Raw genomic sequence first — 20,151 nt, 5'->3', positions numbered from 1 at the left:
GTCGTCGGTTCGAGTCCGATCTGGGTCGTTTCTTTTTATCAGTGTAAAAAGAACGAAGGAAGAGGCATTGCCGGTTGGCGGTGCTTATCTTTTTTTAGAGTTTATTTGTATTATTGTATGTTATATATTCTGCGGGTATGGTGGAATAGGCAGACACAAGGGACTTAAAATCCCTCGGTAGCGATACCGTGCCGGTTCAAGTCCGGCTACCCGCATTTTTTATTTGAAAGGACTTTTTTCAGCTTGCGCTGGGAAGAGTCCTTTTTTATATTAAAGGAAAGTTCTTTTCTACAGGCAGAATTCCTATAATTGCATTTGAGATGGAAACCTTGTTTGAAGCAAGGGGGGTATGGAATAATGGATTCACGTAGAGCATTCAGGTATGAATAAAATGCAGCAAATAGAAAAATGGATTATTATTTTTTACCAACATATAAATTTAAGTGCGGAAATTCAGGTTCTAAAAGCATAAAGCTCTTATGGAGGGCTTACATATAAATATTTTTCATCTTAACTCTAAAAATATACCATTTTAATTTAGTATAAATTCATTTACAATAAATATTAATAGTATCCAAAAGAAAAATGGTAGGGGGTAACAGTGAAAGCAGAGCGCAGTATTAAGCAGAGAATGAAGAGTATTTTGGCCGTTATGGCAGTCGTATTGCTGTTACTCTGTTTTCTGATTAATGGAACTATCCAGGAGGTTCTGATTTCAAATGCCGGTGAACATACTAAAATAACAGCGCAGAAGCTGAAGAATCAACTGGACTACGTTTATGATAAAATGCAGACCTTCAGTATGAGCATTATTGGCGATGAGGATGTTATTCAGCTGATGGCCCTGCCTTTTTCGGAAAAAACCAGATATGTCAGTTCAATAGAAGAAATGATTGCGTATTATAAAATACTGGATCCCAGCATACTTGATGTGGCGTTGGTTAATGAAGATGTTCATTATTCAATGGTTTACGGATATGAAGAGCTGGATGCCATGCGGCTTCAGGCAGAAGATGAGCTGTTTGCCTGGATTGGTGTAAGAAGGTCTGATTTTGCAACAGCATTGCAGAAGCCGGCGATGCTGGTCTATGGGAGGAAGATAATAAGCGGTGGCAGAGATGTTGGAAGCGTGCTGATTTCCATCGATTCTTCCTATTTTCAGATGAATCAGGGCGATGAAATGAATTCCTACTATTTGCTGGCACAGAAGGATGGGGTTATTTTTCCGTTTAACTGTTCTGAGGAGATCTCAGAAGAAATATGGGAGTGCTGGAAAGCGCAGGAAGAGGAAAATGGCAGAGGCCTGAAATATGCAAAGGGCTCCCGCTACTACATACAATCTGCTTATTCACCGGAAATGGATTGTTATCAGCTCAGTGCCCTGGATGTCACGCAGACAAATCGGAATATGAAGACAATACAGCTGCTAATCTGGGGATGTGTCCTGTTGGCAGTATTTTTCCTGCTTTTCTTTTTCGGAGTGCTGAATAAGGATGTGGTTCAGCCATTAAATAATTTTTACAATATTATACGGCAGATCAGGACAAAGCGGCAGAGATGTCTGGAGGAGGAGCTGCAGTTGGGCGGATGCGCGGAGATTACGGAGATTGGAAAAGAGTTTACCGGTATGCTTTCCGATATCGCCCAGCTTAACAAACAGATTTTTGATACAGCAACAGATTTGTATGAGGTGAAGGTGCAGAAACAGCAGGCTGAGTTATCTTATCTGCGCAGCCAGATTGATCCGCATTTCCTTTATAATACCCTGGAGGTATTCCGGAAAGAGGCGCTGGAAAAGGATGCGCCGGAACTTGCGCAGATGGCGGTGGATATGGGAAATATTTTCCGTTACAGTACAAAAGGGGAGTCCATAGTCCCGCTTCGGGATGAGATATCCATTATTAAATCATACATTAGGATTCAGAAGAACAGATTTCAGGGGAAAATTGAGGTTTTTTATTTCCTGCCCGGAGAAACCCTGCAGATACCGGTTATGAAGATGCTTCTGCAGCCGGTAGTTGAAAATGCAATTTTTCATGGACTGGAGCCAAAAGACGGGAAAGGAAATCTGTATCTGGGAGCCAGGATTGAGAAGGGAACACTGATAATTACAGTTAAGGATGATGGTGTGGGAATCGATCCCCAGACCCTTCGGGAGCTGGAGGAAGCTTTGGAAAATGGTACAAATGCCGGAGGACATATTGGAATTATAAATACACATTCCAGAATTCGGCTTCAGTATGGGAAACAATATGGAATCAGGATAGAAAGCAGGGAAGGGGATGGTACAACGGTTATCATTTCCGTTCCGGTGGAGGAAAAATAAGCATGTATCAGGTATTGCTCGCCGATGACGAGCCGTCGGTAATCGCATCACTGCAGAAATCCATAGATTGGAATGGGCTGGGCCTGGAGCTTGCAGGCTGCGCTGGCAGCGGCAGGGAGGCCCTGGCGTTGTTTGAGCAAAAACGTATAGATATTGCCTTACTGGATATCCGTATGCCAGGTATGAGCGGGCTGGAACTTTGCGAAGAACTGCGCCGCAGAAATGAGAATATACAGCTGATTATAATCAGCGGTTATGCTGAATTTTCTTATGCGGAAAGAGCGATCCGTTATGGAGTTCTGGGATACTGTCTGAAGCCCCTGGAATATGAACAAATTACTAAGCTTCTGGTTAAGGCTGTTAAAAATCTGGAAAAAACGGCAGTACGTGTAACGGATGCGGACTTTCTGGATGCTTTGGAAAACAGGGATGAAGAAGCACTCCGGCGCATTATGGCATCCTTTGGAATGAATGATGCAAAATACTTCATTGCTGTTTCTGTAGGAGAGGGAAGGATTCCGGTACCGGTCAGTGAAGGCATGCTGGTGGAATTTGGCCGTGGTCAATGCGGGTATATTACCAGGGAAGCTTTGAAAATGCAAGCTTTTGAAGCATTTCTTTCGGTTCCTGGAAATCAGGGAATTGGTTATATACCGGAGGCCGTGGATATGGTACAGATTCCTTCGGCAGTTCAAAACTGTATCGCTCAGGCATATCATTTTTTTATTCAGCAGGACTGCAGGATATGCAGGGAAACAGAAGAACGAAGGGCGGCACGGTGGTTGGGAGAGGTACAGAGGAATGTGCAGGATAACAAATGGGATATTGTTTGTGAGCAGCTTTCGGATATTGAAGAGAATCATATTCCTGATTTTACGGTCCGTTCTGCGGTAAAGCTGTGCAATATTATTTTTACGGGAAATCTGTTTCAGGAAGAAGAGACGGATTATTATATTTATGGAATTCGGCAGCTGGTAGCGGAATACGGCACGATGAAAGAAATGCTGGGAAGGCTGAGAACTGCAATTCTGGCGGCCCGAACGCCTGAAATGGAGGAAAGTGCTTATTCCAATACTGCTTTTATGGGGCTTATGGTTTATATTAAGGAAAATTATAAGAAGGATATCTCCTTGTCCACTGCCGGGCAAGCGCTTCATATGAATCCGAATTATATCAGCCAGCTTTTCAAAAAGGAAGCAGGAATAACCTTTATCCACTATATTACACAGCTTAGGATGGAGGATGCAGTAAATCTGCTTTCCATGACGAATAAACCAGTTATCGATATTGCCATGGAGGTCGGATTTAATGATTATTTTTACTTTCTGAAAACCTTCAAAAAATTTACGGGGAAAACGCCATCCCAGTACAGAGAGGAATTATAATCGTATAATAAGGAAAGAGCCTGGGCCATTTCGCAAAAGGAACAGGCTTTTTTATATGTCTTTTTTTAATAACAGGCATTGTACCGGACGGTATAATCTGTAAAAATTCCATCTATTTACAGGCAAATTCTGTAAATAATCTATTGTTCCGGCTTTGGAACGCAGGCCGGTATGGATAATGGAAAATTTTTATAGGAAAATACTGTAACCATTCCATTTCCGATTTCCCTTAGAGAGTTTATATTGAAAAACGAAGGAGGGAACTACAGTGAAGAAAAATCAAGCAAACAGGATGGAGTGGAAAAAAATATCTAAAAAGATGCGTAATGACTGGCTGCTTTATCTTCTGATTGTCCCGGTCGTAGTCTGGTATCTGATATTCTGCTACCTGCCGATTGCAGGCGGACTGTCTTTATCAGTAAGAAATTTCCGGTTTGATGAAGGAATATGGACCAGTCCGTTTGTAGGGCTGCAGCATTTCCAGAAGATGTTCGCAGATCGGGATTTTATGCGGGCTACAGGAAATACCATAATTATCAGTCTGGGCAGAATTGCATTCCAGATGCCCTGCGCCATACTGGCAGCCATTTTCTTAAATGAAATCCGGAATGCAAAGCTGAAACGGACTTTTCAGACAGTTATAACATTTCCCCATTTTATTTCATGGGTAGTACTTGCAGGAATACTAAGCAACATATTTGGCTCCAGCGGTATTATCAATCAGGTGCTGACCATGCTTGGGATAGAAAATATATCACCGATAACGACTGCGGCAACATTCCGGCCGTTTATCTGGCTGTCAAATATCTGGAAGGAGGTTGGCTGGGATTCCATTATCTATCTGGCGGCGATTACTTCCATTGATCCGGGGCTGTATGAAGCGGCAGAGGTAGACGGGGCAGGCAGGCTGCAGAGAATATGGCATATTACGCTGCCGGGAATTAAGGGAACAATAGCGATTATGCTGATACTGGCAATCGGCCAGGTGGTGACGAACGGTTCGTTCGATCAGATATTTAACCTGTATTCATCTCCGGTTTACCAGGTGGGAGATACGCTGGATACCTATATTTTCAGAGAATCCTTTATTACAGGCGGACTGAACTATGGATATTCTACAGCAATCGGTATGTTTAAATCAGTTATCGGGGTGATTATGATAACAGTCAGCAATAAAATAGTGACCGTGATAGGTGAGAACGGATTATATTAGGAAGGTGAACAACGGATATGAAGAAGAAAAAATTGAAGAAATACAGAATTACACTGTATGATGTGATAGTTGTTGCCGTGTTCTCTGTTTTGGCTTTGCTGACGCTGTATCCCTTTTATAATGTATTGATAATGTCATTATCAAATACGCTCTCAGTGGCAAAGCATACACCCTATTTGCTGCCCTATGCTTTTGATTTAACCGGCTACAAAACAATTCTTCAGGATATGTATTTCCTGAAAGCGTTTATGGTATCCTTATTTGTTACTATTGTGGGAACTTCGGTAAATATGTTCCTGTCGGTGACAGGCGCTTATGTTTTATCCAAAAGGGACCTGATTGGCCGGAAATTCATCCTTACGATGATACTGTTTACCATGCTTTTCAGCGGCGGGCTTGTTCCGACCTATATGATAGTAAAAGGGCTTGGCCTCATTAACAGCATTTGGGTGCTGGTGCTTCCTACGGCAATCAGTACATATTACCTCATTATTATGAAAAATTATTTCCTGAATTTGCCGGCCGGCCTGCTGGAGGCGGCGAGACTGGATGGGGCAAATGAATGGAAAATCCTGTGGAATGTGGCGATTCCCATATCCAAGCCTTTTATTGCTACCTTTGCATTATTTTACTCTGTGGAAAGATGGAATGAGTGGTATAATGCACTGTTGTATATTAATGAAAAAAATCTGGCGCCCCTGCAGATTTACCTGCGGGAAATCCTGGTCAGCCTGAACACTCAGCTATCCACCCAGGCACAGCAGATGATCAGCAGTACGCAGAAGGTATCCACAACTGCCGTACAGATGGCAACTATTATAATCACAGCGGTACCTATTTTATGCGTATATCCATTTTTACAGAAATATTTTGTGAACGGAATCATGGTAGGCGGTTTAAAAGAATAAAAAGGTATCTGTCAGCCGGCCGGCACGGCCGTTGTGAAGGAAAGGAACAGTTAATCATAACCCATTTTATTGAAAGAAAAGGAGAGGAAAAATGAGAAAAGGTAAATTATGGAGGAAGGCGGCAGCAATAGTCATGAGCATGATGCTGGCTGCGACGCTGGCTGCATGCGGCAGCCAGTCCGATACGTCTGCCACAGTGCAGGAAAATGCAGGAACCGGAACTGAAGCGGAGGGTGCATCTGAGCCAGGAACAACAGAGGAACCTATTGAAATATCCATAGCAATCTGGAATGCAGATGAAGCATTTGCAGGAGATGAGGTATTAAGTCAGATTGAGGAGAAACTGAATATTAAGATCAAACCTATGAATGTAACCTGGGATGATTATATGCAGAAAATACAGCTGTGGGCTTCTTCAGGAAGTCTTCCGGATGTGTTTGCCGGAGATTTCAGGAATAACAGCACCTATTCACAATGGGCAAACCAGGGAGTAATTAAGGCGATTCCTGAAGACCTGAGCGCTTATCCGAACCTGGAGGCATATCTGCAGGGACAGGCGGCACAGGATGCCAAACTGGGCGGAACCCTGTACTGTATTCCCAGACAGACCTATCCTTCTCAGGAATGGACCTGCGTGGATCGTATTATCTGCTACCGCTGGGATTTGGCCCAGAAGGCGGGAATCACCAAGGAACCGGAAAACTGGCAGGAATTCCAGGATATGATGAAAGCAATTATTGCTGCGGATCCGGACGGAACCGGCGTGGGCGGTCTGACTGCTTCCGATAAAAACCTGGTGGGTGGTATTGTAATGCCCTATGCTTCCCCGATTGTGGAGGAAAACGGCGCAGCCTTCAAATGGGTGGAAACAGAGGACGGGACCTTTAAGCCCGCTTATTTTACGGAGGATGTGGTTGCAGGCTTCCAGCTTGCCAGGGATATGTATGAATCAGGCGTAATAGAAAAGGATATCGCGCTTACAGCAAACCAGTCTTCCGAGGAGAAATTCCTGCAGGGAAAAAGCGCAGCCATTGTAATTGCCGGAGGCTTTGGTAGCAGATACAGCAACACGGCAAGATATTGGAAGGATGTGCATGGTACGGAGTATTTGGATGATGTAAAGGCCCTGAACCTGATGCCCGATAAAAACGGGAAGAAATCCTATCCCATGTGGGGATATGCATGGAGTGAATCCTTTATTAATGCCAGTGTCTCCGATGAAAAACTGGACAAAATACTTCAGCTGTACGATTATCTTTTGTCTGACGAAGGAGCTTTACTGTCCACCTATGGTCCGGAAGGCGAACTGTATGATATGAAGGATGGGAAGGTAACGCTTCATAATCCGGATGCCATGGTTAAGGATACCTATCCGTCCACGGATGCCCTTGCAGTATTGGCAAGATGGAATCCTTCCTCCTATGACAGCAGATTTGTTGCCACAAGCCCCGAGGAATACTCAGCAGTGGACAGAAGTCTGGTGGAACAGGCGAAGGAAGTGAAAATTCCGGAATATAACCAGAGATGCACACAGCTGGTAATGGAACTGGGAATTGACTTCGGCATTAGTTTTAATGATGATTTCCTGAATATCATGACAGGTACCGAACCGGTGGAAGAAATGTGGGCTGAAATTGTGAAAGGCTATGAAGCGAATGGCCTTGAAGATATGATACAGCAGGTAAATGATGCGCTTGCGGCTGAACAGTAGAGCATAAAATAAAAATCAGGACCGGGAGTCCCTGCAGGCATTGCGGGGATTCCTGTTTTCTTTAGTAAGAAAAGGATACCATTTCGTAAAATACCGGGATAGAAGATCCTTTTTTCCAATGTTAGTATAGGGGAAAGAAAACTCAAAACAGCGGGAAGGAGGAATCCGTCGGACTACGGCGGAGAAAAGTGTATGAATTTGGGGAAAGAGGGATTTCAACATTTGCTGCAGCCTGTAGATAGGGACAAGGCAGTCTTTAAAGAGGAGGGGTATAGAGTATGGTGTGGAACAGTAGTAAAAGGAAGGAATGGGAAATATTATCTGTTTTATTCCAGATGGCCCCAGGCATTAGGGCGTGATGCGTGGGTTACGCATTCCGAGGTGGCCTATGCAATATCAGACTCCCCTTATGGAGGATTTGTTCCCTGCGGGATTGCGCTGTCCGCAGGCAGTAAAGGCGCATGGGATGCGGGCGCAATACATAATCCGACAATAATTGAATACGATGGCAGATATTATTTATATTATATGGGGAACTATGGAAATGGAGAATACTGGGATCACCGGAATCATCAAAGAATAGGGGTGGCAGTAGCGGAGAATCCGGAAGGCCCCTGGACAAGGTTTGGCAGGCCGGTTCTGGATGTGACAAAGGGCTCTTTTGATCATCTGGTAACGAGCAATCCAACAGTAACCAGGGGTGGCGACGGAAGGTTTTATATGATGTATAAGGCGGTATCCGACGGACCGCTTCCCAAGGGAGGGGCAGTGATATGCGGCATTGCAATTGCAGAGCATCCTGAGGGGCCATTTGTAAAACAGCCTCAGCCTGTTATGGTTAATCCTGAAAATGAGTGGTCAGTGGAGGATCCATTTTTATGGTATCAGAAGGATAGATTTTATGCCCTGGTAAAAGATTTTCAAGGATATTTTACCGGGCATGAAGATGGAAGTGTTGCGCTGTTCGAGTCTGAAAATGGTGTGAACTGGAATCCGGCGGAACACCCCCTGGCCTTTGATAAGACCATAACATGGATTGGAAAAGGCAAAACAAAAATGCAGTCTCTGGAGCGTCCCCAGCTTCTGCTTGAAGATGGAAGGCCGGTGGTTTTGTATTGTGCCGCGGAGGAAAGCCCGGAGGCAGAGACTTCATTCAATGTGGCGATCCCTTTGCGAAGTGAGGGATAAAAAAACATACCGGATAATAAAAAAAGTTACCGGCTCCATCCGCAGAAAAAAGCAGCAGCTTTGAAATCATAAAATAGTGGAGGAAATAGCATAAGCTGTTGGATTGTGACCTCCCTGTCCTGTTCTTATAATAAAAATATAAGAAAACAGAAGAAACAAGGGGAGGGAAAACAGAAAAGTGAAGGGGAAAAAGCATCATGTAAAACGGTATTTCTGGCTGTATCTGTTCCTGCTTCCGGCATTGGTATACTTTGGTGTATTTCATTACGGGCCTATGTATGGTGTGCTCATGGCGTTTCAGGATTTTAATCCGGTACAGGGTATTGGCGGCAGCAGGTTTATCGGGCTGGATAATTTCAGAGTGCTGTTCCAGTCAGAGAGCTTTATCAGGGTATTCCGTAATTCTCTATGGATCAGTGTATTACGGCTGGTATGGGGGTTCCCGGTTCCGATTGCCATAGCAATTATGCTAAGTGAGATAAGGACAAAACGATTTGCCAAAACATCCCAGACAGTAATGTATATGCCGCATTTTATATCCTGGGTAGTTCTTTCAGGAATATTGATAAACCTTTTATCTACTTCCAACGGCGCAGTGAATGAGGTGATTAAATTTTTCGGAGGGGAACCCATTCAATTTCTGCAGAGTGAGAAATTTTTCAGAAGCGTTATCGTAATCAGCGATATTTGGAAGGAAGCCGGCTGGGGAGCTATTGTATACATAGCGGCAATTTCCGGAATCGACAGGGAAATGTTTGAAGCGGCCAGAGTGGATGGCGTTAAGATGATGCAGAAGATTTGGTATATTACACTTCCGTCCATTGCTCCGACCATAACGGTTCTTTTTATCCTCAGGCTGGGATCCATCCTGAAGAATGGATTTGAACAGATATTTATGCTGTACAGCCCGGTGGTATATGATGTGGCGGATGTTTTTGAGACTTACACATACCGGATAGGTATGCAGGAAGGTAAATACGGTTTTGCGTCTGCTGTCGGTTTATTCCAGTCGGTAGTAGGACTGATTCTGGTACTGGTGACAAATAAAATTTCCAGGAAAGTAGGTGATGGCGGGCTATGGTAAAGATGATTGGGAAAAAAGAAAGCGGACGGACGGCCAGATGTATTTTCTTTGTTATTGTATTTCTTTTTGATTTGGCAGTGCTTTATCCGATTCTGAATGTCCTTGCGGTTTCATTTTCATCCTATGCGGAATATTCGGCCAATCCCATGATGGTAATTCCCAGGAGGCTGAACCTGCATTCTTATATGAAAGTGTTCCAAAATAAAAGTATCTGGACCGGATACGCCAACACCCTTTGGATTACATTTGCAGGGACGGTCCTGGGGGTGGCTGTGACTGTGCTGGCAGCCTATTCTCTGTCTAAAAAGAAGCTGAAAGGGAAAAATGTGGTGATGCCGGTAATCTTGTTTACCATGTTTTTCAGCGGAGGCATGATCCCCAGCTATTTCCTGATGAGAGGGCTGCATCTTCTGGATACCAGAACTGCGTTGATTCTACCGGGCTGTATCTCGGCTTATAATCTCATACTTGTTAAAAATTTTTTTGAGAGTCTTCCTGAAAGCCTGATGGAAGCGGCAGAAATCGATGGGGCCAGTGAGCCGCAGATTCTCGGCAGGGTAGTAGTGCCGCTGTCAAAGCCTATCATATCCGTCATTGTTCTGTTCACTGCGGTAGGCTACTGGAACAGCTACTTTAATGCGATATTATATACCAAATCTCAGAGCAAATGGACGCTGCAGCTTGTTCTCAGGGAAATTATTATGGCGGCCAATACTATGGCCAATGCAACAGGGGGTAACCTGGCGGAACAAAATGCGGAAGCGGTTCCCGCCGTAATGCTGCAGTATGCATCCATTGTTGTGGCAATGGTGCCGATCTTATGTGTTTATCCGTTCATACAGAAATATTTCCAGGAAGGTATTATGATGGGAGCGGTGAAAGGATAGCAAACAATAAAATTCAAGGAGGGTAGCTATGAAAAGAAAGAATGTAAGTAAGGCAATTGCAATGGCGGCAGCGGCGGTTATGTTGTTCACAGGCTGCGGCGGCAGTAATGCGGCAGACGCGCCGGTATCCGGGACAACGGATACCAGGCAGGCAGCCCAGGCCGGCGGAGGGGAAAGCTCGGAGGCGGCGGAAAGCGATTCGGCAGTAGCTTCCGAGGAGGCAGCAGAAAGGGGGGAACCGACTGAAATCAGGATATTCTATAGTTATGATCCCAATACGGAAACGGAAGCTTCCAAATTTCTTGTGAAGGAAATGGAAAAGGCGCTGAATATTAAGCTGATCAGGGATGAGATTCCCAAATCCGCCTATAGTGAAAAATTACAGCTGGCCCTGGCCGATGGAGATTACCCGGATGTATTTGTATTTGACAGCCATGAGGATGCAGCCTTGATTTCGGCTGTGGATAACGGTCTGATTATACCGGTGAATCAGTATGTGGAAAATATGGAAAATATCCAGAAATATACGTACCCGCAGGCATTTGAGGCAGCCAAGATTAAGAACGATGAGAATATTTATCTGATTCCCAGAACTACTGTGGCGAGGGCGGATGGTTTTGCAGTACGCAGTGACTGGATGGAAAAGGCAGGAATTGATATAACTTCTGATAATTATTCCATGACACCGGACGAATTTCTTGATATGCTGGAAAAATTTACGACGCAGGATCCGGATGGGGATGGGAAGGATAATACGTATGGACTGCAGTATAGTGCTTCAAACGGAATGATGGATGTTTTTTATGGAGGGGCATTTGATTGTCTTGGATGGCAGAAAAGCGATGGCGAATTCAGCTTTATGGATCCCCAGTATGAAATCGGTAATGAAAATTACAGGGAAGCCTTGGAATACAGCCAGAAGGTATATCAATATGCACATCCTGACAGTGTGATATCCACAGAGGTAGGTATTAATGAGGTAGGAGTGTCAAGTTCTTTTGCGGGCCATGTATCCATTCGGGAAAGAAAGGTGCAGGAGCTGGTTCCGGAAGCAGAACTGACGTATGTATCAGGGATTTCCAATAAGGATGGAGCAATACAAAGTGGAACCAGCGTTCCGGGAATTTGGGGAGGACTGGCAATAACAACAGCATGTGAACATCCGGAAAAGGTTGCTGAGTTAGTAAACTGGCTGCTGAGTGATCAGGCATGGGAATATTCTTTATATGGTGAGCCTGGTGTTTCCTATAATAAAAATGCTGACGGCACCATTGAAATTGTAGAAGAGATATATAGAAAGAATAAGGAAATGAATGCCGATTGGGCAAATGCTATTGCAAGAAGAAAAGAATCTGTAGACTTTTTCCTGGATCTTTCGCTGCCGGAGGAAGAACTGGCAGAAGTGAGAGACTGGCTGAATGTGGCTGTTGACGGCGTTGTAATGTCCCTGAATAATGGGAAAAAACCGGAATGCGCTTCAGATACCATGTTTATTGAGGCAGATAATAAACTGAAAGAGGTAAGAACCAAGATTATCATGGGAGCCGCGGATATTTCAGAATACGATAAGGCATTGGCTGAATGGTATGAAAAGGGCGGAAGGGAATATGTGGAAGAAATGAATACAATTATTGAAAGCATGCAGTAAGGTATGCTTTCGCAAAGGCACTCAGTTTGTTGAGTGCTTTTGCGCGTTGATAAATAAAATGCTTCTTCTGCAGTATATCATTGATGTAAAACAGGCAGGTAAAAAGTTTCATGGTTCAGGGCAGAAGGTCCGGATGTACGGCATTGAAACGGAAATGGGGGAAAGATGGGATATAGACTGGCGATAGCGGATGATGAAAAGCTGATAAGGGAGAGCCTGGCACAGTTTATTGACTGGAAGGAACTTGGATTTGAAATAGTGCTTCTGGCAGAAGACGGCATTCCTGTTATTGAGGCACTCAGACAGGAAAAGCTGGATGCTGTATTATGTGATATCCAGATGCAGGAGAAAACAGGTTTGGATGTTGCGGAGTTCATTTACCGGAACAGTCTGGATTGTATTATTGTCCTGCTAAGCGGATATGAAGAGTTTGAGTATGCCAGGCAGGCTATCAGCTTTAATGTAACAGAATATCTACTTAAGCCAATTAATCTCTCCGGAATCAGGGAAACCTTTACACGGATAAAGACAGAACTGGATACGCGCGGGGCAGAAAGGGAAAAACAAAGACAGCTGCTGCAGAATGCGGGTTCTTTTTGGCATATCATCATTGAAAGAATGCTGGAACGAGGCCGGCTTGGGATTATTACAGATGGGAAGGGCTGCAGGGACTTCCTTCGGAGTTACCATATTGAAGAAACGGTTCTGTCACATACCGCTTATATAATACAGCTGCAGTTAGAGGGGCTGGAAGAATACAGTGGTCTGGAACAGAATATCATCACTAATATATTGGAGCTTCTGGAGGAAGGTAATCAGCTTGAAGGAAGCTTTATTCTGTTTGGTGAGGATGAGAAGCAATACCGGGTGCTGATTCTTAGAAATCAGCCGTTTGAGAAAGAACATGAAGAGAAATATCTTCGGGAAGTGGCGGAGGCGATTAAGGATATATGCAGAATCAAGGCGGAACTCCGCTTCCTGTTAAAAAATATAACTCTGGAAGAGGCGGCAGTAAAAATGAAGGAATGTTTTCCTTTGTTTGAACAGGTGCAGAAAACGGAGAACAACGGGGAAGGTTATCTGAATACGATTGCGAGACAGTATCTTTTAATCCTTAATATGTGCTCCGATTACAGAGAAATCGAAGAAAATATTGGCAGGATATATGATTTGAGGAACAAAAATCTGCAAAGCAGGGAAAATATAAGTGAAATTTTCCGGCGTATGAGGGCCATGCTGAAAGAGCAGCATCCGGAAAAGATGGAAACATTTCCGGCAGAATGGGGAGCGGGAGAAAATCCAGAAACTTTTTTCAGAAATACAATGGAATTTTTCTACAGATATCTGCATGAAGATGGTGATTATCTGTCTTTGCCGGACAGTATTAAAAAGCTGGTCGGAGATCATATCGGGGAAAGCATTTCTCTTACTGCAGCGGCGAGCCATGTTTTTTTAAGCCCTAACTATTTCAGCAGGCTGTTTAAAGAGCAGACCGGTGAAAATTACAGCGAGTATTGTATCCGCATCAAAATGGAACGGGCGGCGGAACTGCTATGTAATCCCAGAAAAAAAATTTATGAAATCAGCGAAGAGCTGGGATATAAGAATATCAAGTATTTTTATAAACTTTTTAAGAGAAATTATAACTGCACTCCTACGGAATACAGGGAAAGCTGTTGGCAAAAAAGCGCGCAGAAAAAGGACTGAGGAGGTATCTTTTGAAAAAATGGTCGCCCTTTTCATATATCCGAAACTATAAATTTAACAGCCTTTTTTTAAAAAATTTTATCTTAATAGATCTTGTGGTGTTTCTTCCCCTGATCCTGATGTGTGCTGCGGTCTATCTGTATTTTCAGGAGACCTATTTAAGAGAAATTGAAGCATCCTCACAAAATACGCTTTATCGGATTCAGGAAACAGCGGATACGGTTATGGATAATATCAGGCTTATGGGTATCAATCTGTGTCAGGAGGAAGGGCTGTTGGAGTTCCTGGATTATACCGGAGATGTGAAGTCTGATTATGAGGGAGCACAGCAGCTTGTAAAGCTTCGCAGGCTTTTGGCTAAAAATACAAATGAGTACGTACATTCCGTTTATGTATATTCGGAGGCCAATGGGTATGTGATCACAGGAACGGATTCAGAACGGGTCCAAACTATGAGCGACAGCTCCTGGATAGAGCACTATGAAAGAAATAAAATCCAACAGGGAAGCACGGTCTGGCCGAGGATGAGGCTGCAGAGAAAGGATGGAAACAAATATCCATGTATTTCCGTCGCATTTTATCTGCCCTATCAGCAGAATAAAGGAAAGAAAGGGGCGCTGATTCTGAATATGAACAACAGCTGGCTGGATAAGCTGATGGATATAAGTGACAGGAAATTATCGGATTTTTACGTTGTGGATCAGGAGGGCATTGTTGTATATAATCATGATCCGGAAAAACTGAATCATTATATTACGGAGTATCTTGAATGTTCCGGGGAGGAATTTATACGGGAAGAAGGATACATGGTAAATGGCAGGCCGTCTGCAAATGGGAAATGGAATTATCTGTATATTACGGATTTACAGCAGTATTATGAGCGTCTTAATCGGTTAAAAGGAATGATTTCTCTTGTTGGCCTTCTTCTTTTTATGGTATCCGTTGCAGTTTCATTTCTGATCTCCGTAAGGGTATTCCTTCCCGTAGAAAGGATTCTTCAGTTGTTGGAGGATCCGAAGGCTTTCTATGACACAAGCCGGATGGAAAAGGAGCATAAGGACAGCAGGAATGAACTGAAATATATTACGAGTTCTTTTTTGGAATCGTACAGTAAACAGGAGCAGAACAGGAAAGAATTAACAAAATACGTAACTTCTTTAAAGGAGGCGCAGATTGCCCTGCTGCAGGCGCAGATCAATCCCCACTTTCTCTTCAATACACTGCAGAGCATTAATTTTATGGCAATCGCCGTTACCGGGACGGACAACGATCTTTGCGCTGCAATCGGGATGTTATCCACGATGATGCGTTACATGATGGAAGTGGATTATAACATGGTGACGCTTGAAAAAGAAATTGAGTACAGCAAAGCATATATCGGTTTGGAGCAACTCCGATACGGAGACAGTCTGCAGGTAAAGTGGGATATAGAACCGCAGCTGATGGAGTGCAGGACGGTAAAGGTAACGCTGCAGCCGATTTTAGAGAACTGCATCAGGCACGGGTTTAAAAATATGAAATGCGGCGGCAATATTGAGGTAAAAGGAAAACTGGAGAATGAAAAAATTCTTATCTTGGTCAGAGACGACGGTGTCAGTCAGGATGAGGAATGGATTTCTTCCATGAATCGGGAGCTGGAAGAATTCCAGCCTGTTATCAGCAGACATATCGGAATACGTAATGTTAATCAGCGGATTCGAATGCTGTTCGGAAATGAATATGGATTACATATTCTGAAGGTACAGACAGGCTTTACCGTAGTAATCTGGCTGCCTGTCCTGAGGGAAGAGGTATAAATTCATAAATAAGTATACCAAATGGATTGATTATGCGGATAGTATTCTTCCCGGGCTTCATTATAATCAGGGTATGAGCAATGTGGCGTTGCATAAAGGGAGGGAATTATGAAGCAGGGACAACAGGTTACGGGATTTGAAACTGTGGAGCATGAGGCGGATTTATGTATTGTAGGAGGCGGACTTGCGGGCTTTGCGGCGGCATTGGCAGCGGCACGCAGGGGGATACGGGTGTTCCTTATGCATGACCGGCCGGTATTGGGGGGCAACGCATCCAGCGAGATACGTATGTGCATCCGGGGAGCGCAGAAACGCAATGAACAGGAAACGGGGATTGTGGAGGAACTGGCGTTAACGAATATCTATTATAATCCACAGGTGAATTTTTCCGTATGGGACAGTATCTGGTTTGGCATGGTTCAGGCAGAGAAAAACATTACACTGGCATTGAACTGCTCCTGCATGGATGCAGAAATGGATGGAGATCATATTGTGTCGGTTACCGGCTGGCAGACAACGACTCAAACCTGGCAGAAGGTGCGTTCCGGTCTGTTTGCCGACTGCTCCGGGGACAGCGTTTTGGCTCCGCTGACAGGCGCCAAATGGCGAATGGGAAGAGAGGGAAGGGAGGAATTCGGTGAATCAATTGCCCCGGTAAAAAGCGACAGCCATACCATGGGGCTTACCTGCCTTATGCAGATCAGGGAAACAGACCGGCCGGTTATCTTCCGCAGGCCGGAGTGGGCGAACTGCTACACAAAAGAAGATTTTCAGGGACGTATGGATCTTTCCGGGCCGGAGAAGTGGAGGGACAGCAATTTCTGGTGGATGGAAATCGGCGGGACGGCAGATGCCATAAAAGACACGGAAACGCTAAGGGATGAACTGATTAAAATCGCATATGGAGTATGGGATTTTATTAAAAACAGCCATGAGGTTAAGGCTGATAACTGGGATTTGGAGTGGATGGGTTTTCTGCCTGGGAAGCGGGAAAGCCGCAGGTATGTGGGAGATTATATTTTAAAACAGAGTGATTTAAGTACAGCAGCGCCTTTCGGTGATGTGGTGGGCTACGGCGGCTGGAGCATGGATGATCACAATCCAAAGGGGTTTGAGACAAAAGAGCCGCCTACCATTTATCATCCGGTGAAGTCCCCTTACGGGATTCCCTTCAGGTGCCTGTATTCCGTTAATATCCAGAACCTGATGTTTGCCGGAAGAAATATCAGCGCCACCCATACTGCGATGGCATCCACCAGGGTAATGGCAACCTGCGGGGTTCTGGGGCAGGCAGTAGGGACGGCAGCTGCACTGGCAGTGAAGGAAAAGCTTACACCCCGCCAGGTGTACAGTCAGAGGATAACCTTGCTTCAACGGCAGCTGATGGAGGATGACTGCTATCTTCCCGGGCTTCTTTTGACAAAAAGCAAATTTATGGATACGGTTACGATCACAAGCGAAGACGGGAATACGGAATATCTGACAGATGGCTGTGAGAGAACGACTGATGGAGAGGAACATTTATGGAAAGCGCCTCTGGGAACAGAAATTACGGCGGTTCTGGACGAAGAAAAAAAGGTGGAGGCGGTTACTCTTATTTTCGACAGCGATATCAACCGGGATACCTGGGGGAAGGAACTGAATGCATACAGAAGATATCCGATGAAATGCCACGTTTATCTGGAGCAGCAGCCGGTGGTTATGCCGGAAACCTTGATTAAGGCATATGAAATCTGGATTCTGGAGGAGGGAAGCTGGCAGCTTTTAAAGAAAGAGAAGGAAAATTACAGAAGACTTGTAAAGATACCTGTGGGAAGAAGGATAAAAGCGGTAAAAGTGGTTCCGCAGGCTTCCTGGGGAGCTGCGGAAGCCAGGATATATCGGCTGGATTTAGCAGGAACGGATAAAAATTAAGAAGTATAAAGCAGGGTGTGGAAATTATGCGGAAAAAGAAAAAAAATTCAAAGCAGTTCCTTCATCAAATAGTAATAGTGTTTACATTTACGGTCACTATTCTGTTGATCGCTTTTTCTTCGGGGATAACTTATCAAATCGAGAAAAGCTATAGGGAAAGCGAAAACGCAAACAATGAAAATATTCTTCTTCAGATTAAATATAACCTTGACTATATGCAGAATATTATCCGGGATATGGCGCAGGGGTATTTGTTTGATGACACTGTTGTTTCCTTGATGTATCTGCCGAAAGAAATCGATGTGTTTGAGTTGATACAGAAAATGCAGCGTATTGATACCTTTGTAAAATACAGCCAGTACATTTATTCTATTTCTATTTATAATAATAAACTTGGAACTGTATATTCCACCAGCCCGTCTCTGTACACCGATGAATTCGGTATCCTGGACTATATGCAAAGCCAGGAGAAGGTGCCCCGGAACCGGCTGGTGCCGATGGTTTCACAAATCACGGGGGAACGGGTTTTTTCTTTTTTTACTTATGAATCCATAGATGACGCGGGAATGCCGGATGGTGCAATAGCCATACATATCAAAGCGGACTGGCTTTTGAGCAATATCAGTGTATTTAATGAAGTGAGAGGGCAAAAGACAGACAGTATTGTTATTTTGGGCCAGAAAGGTGAGATAATTGCCGGGGAACTGGGAAACGCAGAATTTTTGCCCGTTATCCAGAATGAATTTGGTTCTATGGAAGATAACGGAGAGCAGGGGAAGGCGCCGGGAACGCAATACCGCATGACGCAGAGAAGGGTGGGAGCCGGACAATACATGATCTCCTGTATCCCTTTGTCCCAAAATGACTGGATGATGGTCCGTATACAGAATTGTTCGGATTTCTATGATTCCGTAAATCAGCTGAAAAAAACAATTTTTCTGTCTACGGCTGTTTTTGTGTTCCTTTCCGTACTTTTAACTATTCGGATTTGCCAGAAATTGTATGCGCCGGTAGGGGAGCTTGTAAAGGATATTGTGAAGGACTTTCCGGCGGAGGCCATAAAAGAGGAAAAGAATGAGCTTCGTATTCTGATGAATATTTATCAGGATTCAAGAGAACGTCTGAGCAGATTCCGGGATGAGGCCCAGAACAATCAGAATATTATAAGCGCCAGTTACCTGAGAAATGTGTTCGCAGATAGTAAAGCAGTCACTGCCGGGGAATGGGACTACATAGCAAAAGATAGTAAGCTGCAGGCCAGTCTGGATGAAGAGCTGATTCTGTGCCTGTTTTCAATTAATAATTACCAGAGATTTTGTTTGGATTACAGCAGCGGTGACCAAAAGCTGTATAAGTTTGCCGCATCTAATATGATTCATGAATTGCTGGAAGGACACTTCAGGAATATGGTACTTGATTTACGCAGGGATCAGCTGCTGGCGGTATTGAATACTGAAAATAAGGAAAATGCAGAAGAACTTGCGGCGGAGGCCCTGGTATGTTTCCAGCAGAATATGTGCAAATACTTCGGAGAGCTGTTTACAATAATTATAAGCGGAAGAGTCAAAAATAAATATGAGATTTCCGAGGCATATAACTGTCTGGAAAGGGATAGCGAATATCGGTATGTTTTCGGCAGCGGAGCTGTTATAACTGCGCCAATGCTGCAGCGCAGAAAGAACAATGAAAAAAGTATTTTCCATATAGGAAAAGAAATGGCGAAAGAAATCGGAGAAGTGATAAAGCTGGGCAACACAGATGAGGTTTTAAAAATGCTTGACGGGCTTTATCAGGACATTGTCGGGCAGGAGCTTGCCGGTATTAAACCTGCTATAGCGGAATTGATGAATCTGATTTTCAGTGTGTCGGATGAACTGGAGGCATCACGGAATATACCGCTGCTGGAGGACAGAAAACGGGCGCAGCAGGAAATCTGGCAGAGTGAAACTTCGGAGGAGGCTTATGAAATCATTAAAAGGTATCTGATAGAGCTATTGGGAAATATGGATTTGGAACTCAGCGAGAAGTACAATACAATTATGGAACGTATAAAAAAGATAGCGGAAGAAAGCTACTCCGACAGCAGCCTGTGTCTGCAGTCTATTGCGGACGAGATTGGTTTGAATGCTGCATACATAGGGAGGATTTTTAAAAAGGGCGCTGGGGTCAGTGTAAACGAATATCTGAATTTGACAAGAATGTATAAAGCGGCCGAATGGTTTGAAAAATCGGACTTAAGTGTGAATGAGGTTATGGAGAAAGTGGGGATAGAGAATCAAAGTTATTTTTATAAATTATTTAAAAAGCAGTTCGGGACAACGCCTAAAAATTATGCTTTTACAAGAAGAAACAGTTAATTAGTGCCTGCTGATTAAGCCAGTTTT

General features: G+C 44.0%; 13 protein-coding genes and 1 tRNA gene. All 14 read left to right on the top strand.

Annotated features, from left to right (window positions below):
- Positions 1-131 precede the first annotated feature (131 nt).
- The 14 genes from HMPREF1548_RS25520 to HMPREF1548_RS25455 all read left to right on the top strand — a co-directional run bounded on the left by HMPREF1548_RS25520 (position 132) and on the right by HMPREF1548_RS25455 (position 20,124).
- Positions 132-215, top strand: a tRNA-Leu gene (locus HMPREF1548_RS25520).
- A 386-nt stretch (positions 216-601) separates the two neighbouring features.
- A complete protein-coding gene (locus HMPREF1548_RS25515; RefSeq protein WP_021639665.1) occupies positions 602-2,326 on the top strand; it encodes a sensor histidine kinase in 1,725 nt (574 codons plus the stop codon).
- Between the two features lie 2 nt (positions 2,327-2,328).
- Positions 2,329-3,711, top strand: coding sequence for a response regulator transcription factor (locus tag HMPREF1548_RS25510; protein WP_021639664.1), 1,383 nt, complete (start codon positions 2,329-2,331; stop codon positions 3,709-3,711).
- Positions 3,712-3,979: 268 nt separating this feature from the next.
- On the top strand, positions 3,980-4,924 hold the full coding sequence (locus tag HMPREF1548_RS25505) for an ABC transporter permease (protein WP_021639663.1): 945 nt from the start codon (positions 3,980-3,982) through the stop codon (positions 4,922-4,924).
- Positions 4,925-4,941: 17 nt separating this feature from the next.
- Positions 4,942-5,832, top strand: a complete 891-nt coding sequence (locus tag HMPREF1548_RS25500) for a carbohydrate ABC transporter permease (RefSeq protein ID WP_021639662.1) — start codon at positions 4,942-4,944, stop codon at positions 5,830-5,832.
- A gap of 91 nt (positions 5,833-5,923) precedes the next feature.
- Positions 5,924-7,543 (top strand): extracellular solute-binding protein, encoded by a 1,620-nt coding sequence (locus HMPREF1548_RS25495; RefSeq protein WP_021639661.1) that lies wholly within the window; start codon positions 5,924-5,926, stop codon positions 7,541-7,543.
- Between the two features lie 192 nt (positions 7,544-7,735).
- Positions 7,736-8,731: a glycoside hydrolase family protein gene (locus HMPREF1548_RS25490; RefSeq protein WP_021639659.1), complete on the top strand. Its 996-nt coding sequence runs from the start codon at positions 7,736-7,738 to the stop codon at positions 8,729-8,731.
- Between the two features lie 178 nt (positions 8,732-8,909).
- Positions 8,910-9,815 carry an ABC transporter permease gene (locus HMPREF1548_RS25485; RefSeq protein ID WP_021639658.1) on the top strand — a complete coding sequence of 302 codons (906 nt, stop codon included), beginning with the start codon at positions 8,910-8,912 and terminating at the stop codon, positions 9,813-9,815.
- Positions 9,809-10,702: a carbohydrate ABC transporter permease gene (locus HMPREF1548_RS25480; RefSeq protein WP_021639657.1), complete on the top strand. Its 894-nt coding sequence runs from the start codon at positions 9,809-9,811 to the stop codon at positions 10,700-10,702. Before HMPREF1548_RS25485 ends, HMPREF1548_RS25480 begins: the two co-directional genes overlap by 7 nt.
- A 28-nt stretch (positions 10,703-10,730) precedes the next feature.
- Complete coding sequence (locus HMPREF1548_RS25475) at positions 10,731-12,350, top strand: extracellular solute-binding protein (protein ID WP_021639656.1); 1,620 nt, start codon at positions 10,731-10,733, stop codon at positions 12,348-12,350.
- A 165-nt stretch (positions 12,351-12,515) separates the two neighbouring features.
- Positions 12,516-14,057: a helix-turn-helix domain-containing protein gene (locus HMPREF1548_RS25470; RefSeq protein WP_021639654.1), complete on the top strand. Its 1,542-nt coding sequence runs from the start codon at positions 12,516-12,518 to the stop codon at positions 14,055-14,057.
- A gap of 11 nt (positions 14,058-14,068) precedes the next feature.
- The gene (locus HMPREF1548_RS25465) at positions 14,069-15,853 is read left to right on the top strand and encodes a cache domain-containing sensor histidine kinase (protein WP_035323971.1); all 1,785 of its coding nucleotides are present in this window, start codon (positions 14,069-14,071) and stop codon (positions 15,851-15,853) included.
- Positions 15,854-15,961: 108 nt separating this feature from the next.
- Positions 15,962-17,767: an FAD-dependent oxidoreductase gene (locus HMPREF1548_RS25460; protein WP_021639652.1), complete on the top strand. Its 1,806-nt coding sequence runs from the start codon at positions 15,962-15,964 to the stop codon at positions 17,765-17,767.
- A gap of 26 nt (positions 17,768-17,793) precedes the next feature.
- Positions 17,794-20,124: a helix-turn-helix domain-containing protein gene (locus tag HMPREF1548_RS25455; protein WP_021639651.1), complete on the top strand. Its 2,331-nt coding sequence runs from the start codon at positions 17,794-17,796 to the stop codon at positions 20,122-20,124.
- Positions 20,125-20,151: the final 27 nt, after the last annotated feature.

The sequence above is a fragment of the Clostridium sp. KLE 1755 genome, assembly GCF_000466465.2.
Lineage (GTDB): Bacteria > Bacillota > Clostridia > Lachnospirales > Lachnospiraceae > Eisenbergiella > Eisenbergiella porci.
The sequence above is the reverse complement of the archived record's forward strand: the minus strand, read 5'-3'. Positions and strand labels throughout refer to the sequence as shown.

Bases quoted from the DNA above. Each gene is read 5' to 3' on its own strand.
- HMPREF1548_RS25470 (WP_021639654.1), top strand. From the start codon at position 12,516: ATGGGATATAGACTGGCGATAGCGGATGATGAAAAGCTGATAAGGGAG.
- HMPREF1548_RS25480 (WP_021639657.1), top strand. From the start codon at position 9,809: ATGGTAAAGATGATTGGGAAAAAAGAAAGCGGACGGACGGCCAGATGT.
- HMPREF1548_RS25490 (WP_021639659.1), top strand. From the start codon at position 7,736: ATGAATTTGGGGAAAGAGGGATTTCAACATTTGCTGCAGCCTGTAGAT.
- HMPREF1548_RS25510 (WP_021639664.1), top strand. From the start codon at position 2,329: ATGTATCAGGTATTGCTCGCCGATGACGAGCCGTCGGTAATCGCATCA.
- HMPREF1548_RS25500 (WP_021639662.1), top strand. From the start codon at position 4,942: ATGAAGAAGAAAAAATTGAAGAAATACAGAATTACACTGTATGATGTG.
- HMPREF1548_RS25455 (WP_021639651.1), top strand. From the start codon at position 17,794: ATGCGGAAAAAGAAAAAAAATTCAAAGCAGTTCCTTCATCAAATAGTA.
- HMPREF1548_RS25460 (WP_021639652.1), top strand. From the start codon at position 15,962: ATGAAGCAGGGACAACAGGTTACGGGATTTGAAACTGTGGAGCATGAG.
- HMPREF1548_RS25495 (WP_021639661.1), top strand. From the start codon at position 5,924: ATGAGAAAAGGTAAATTATGGAGGAAGGCGGCAGCAATAGTCATGAGC.
- HMPREF1548_RS25475 (WP_021639656.1), top strand. From the start codon at position 10,731: ATGAAAAGAAAGAATGTAAGTAAGGCAATTGCAATGGCGGCAGCGGCG.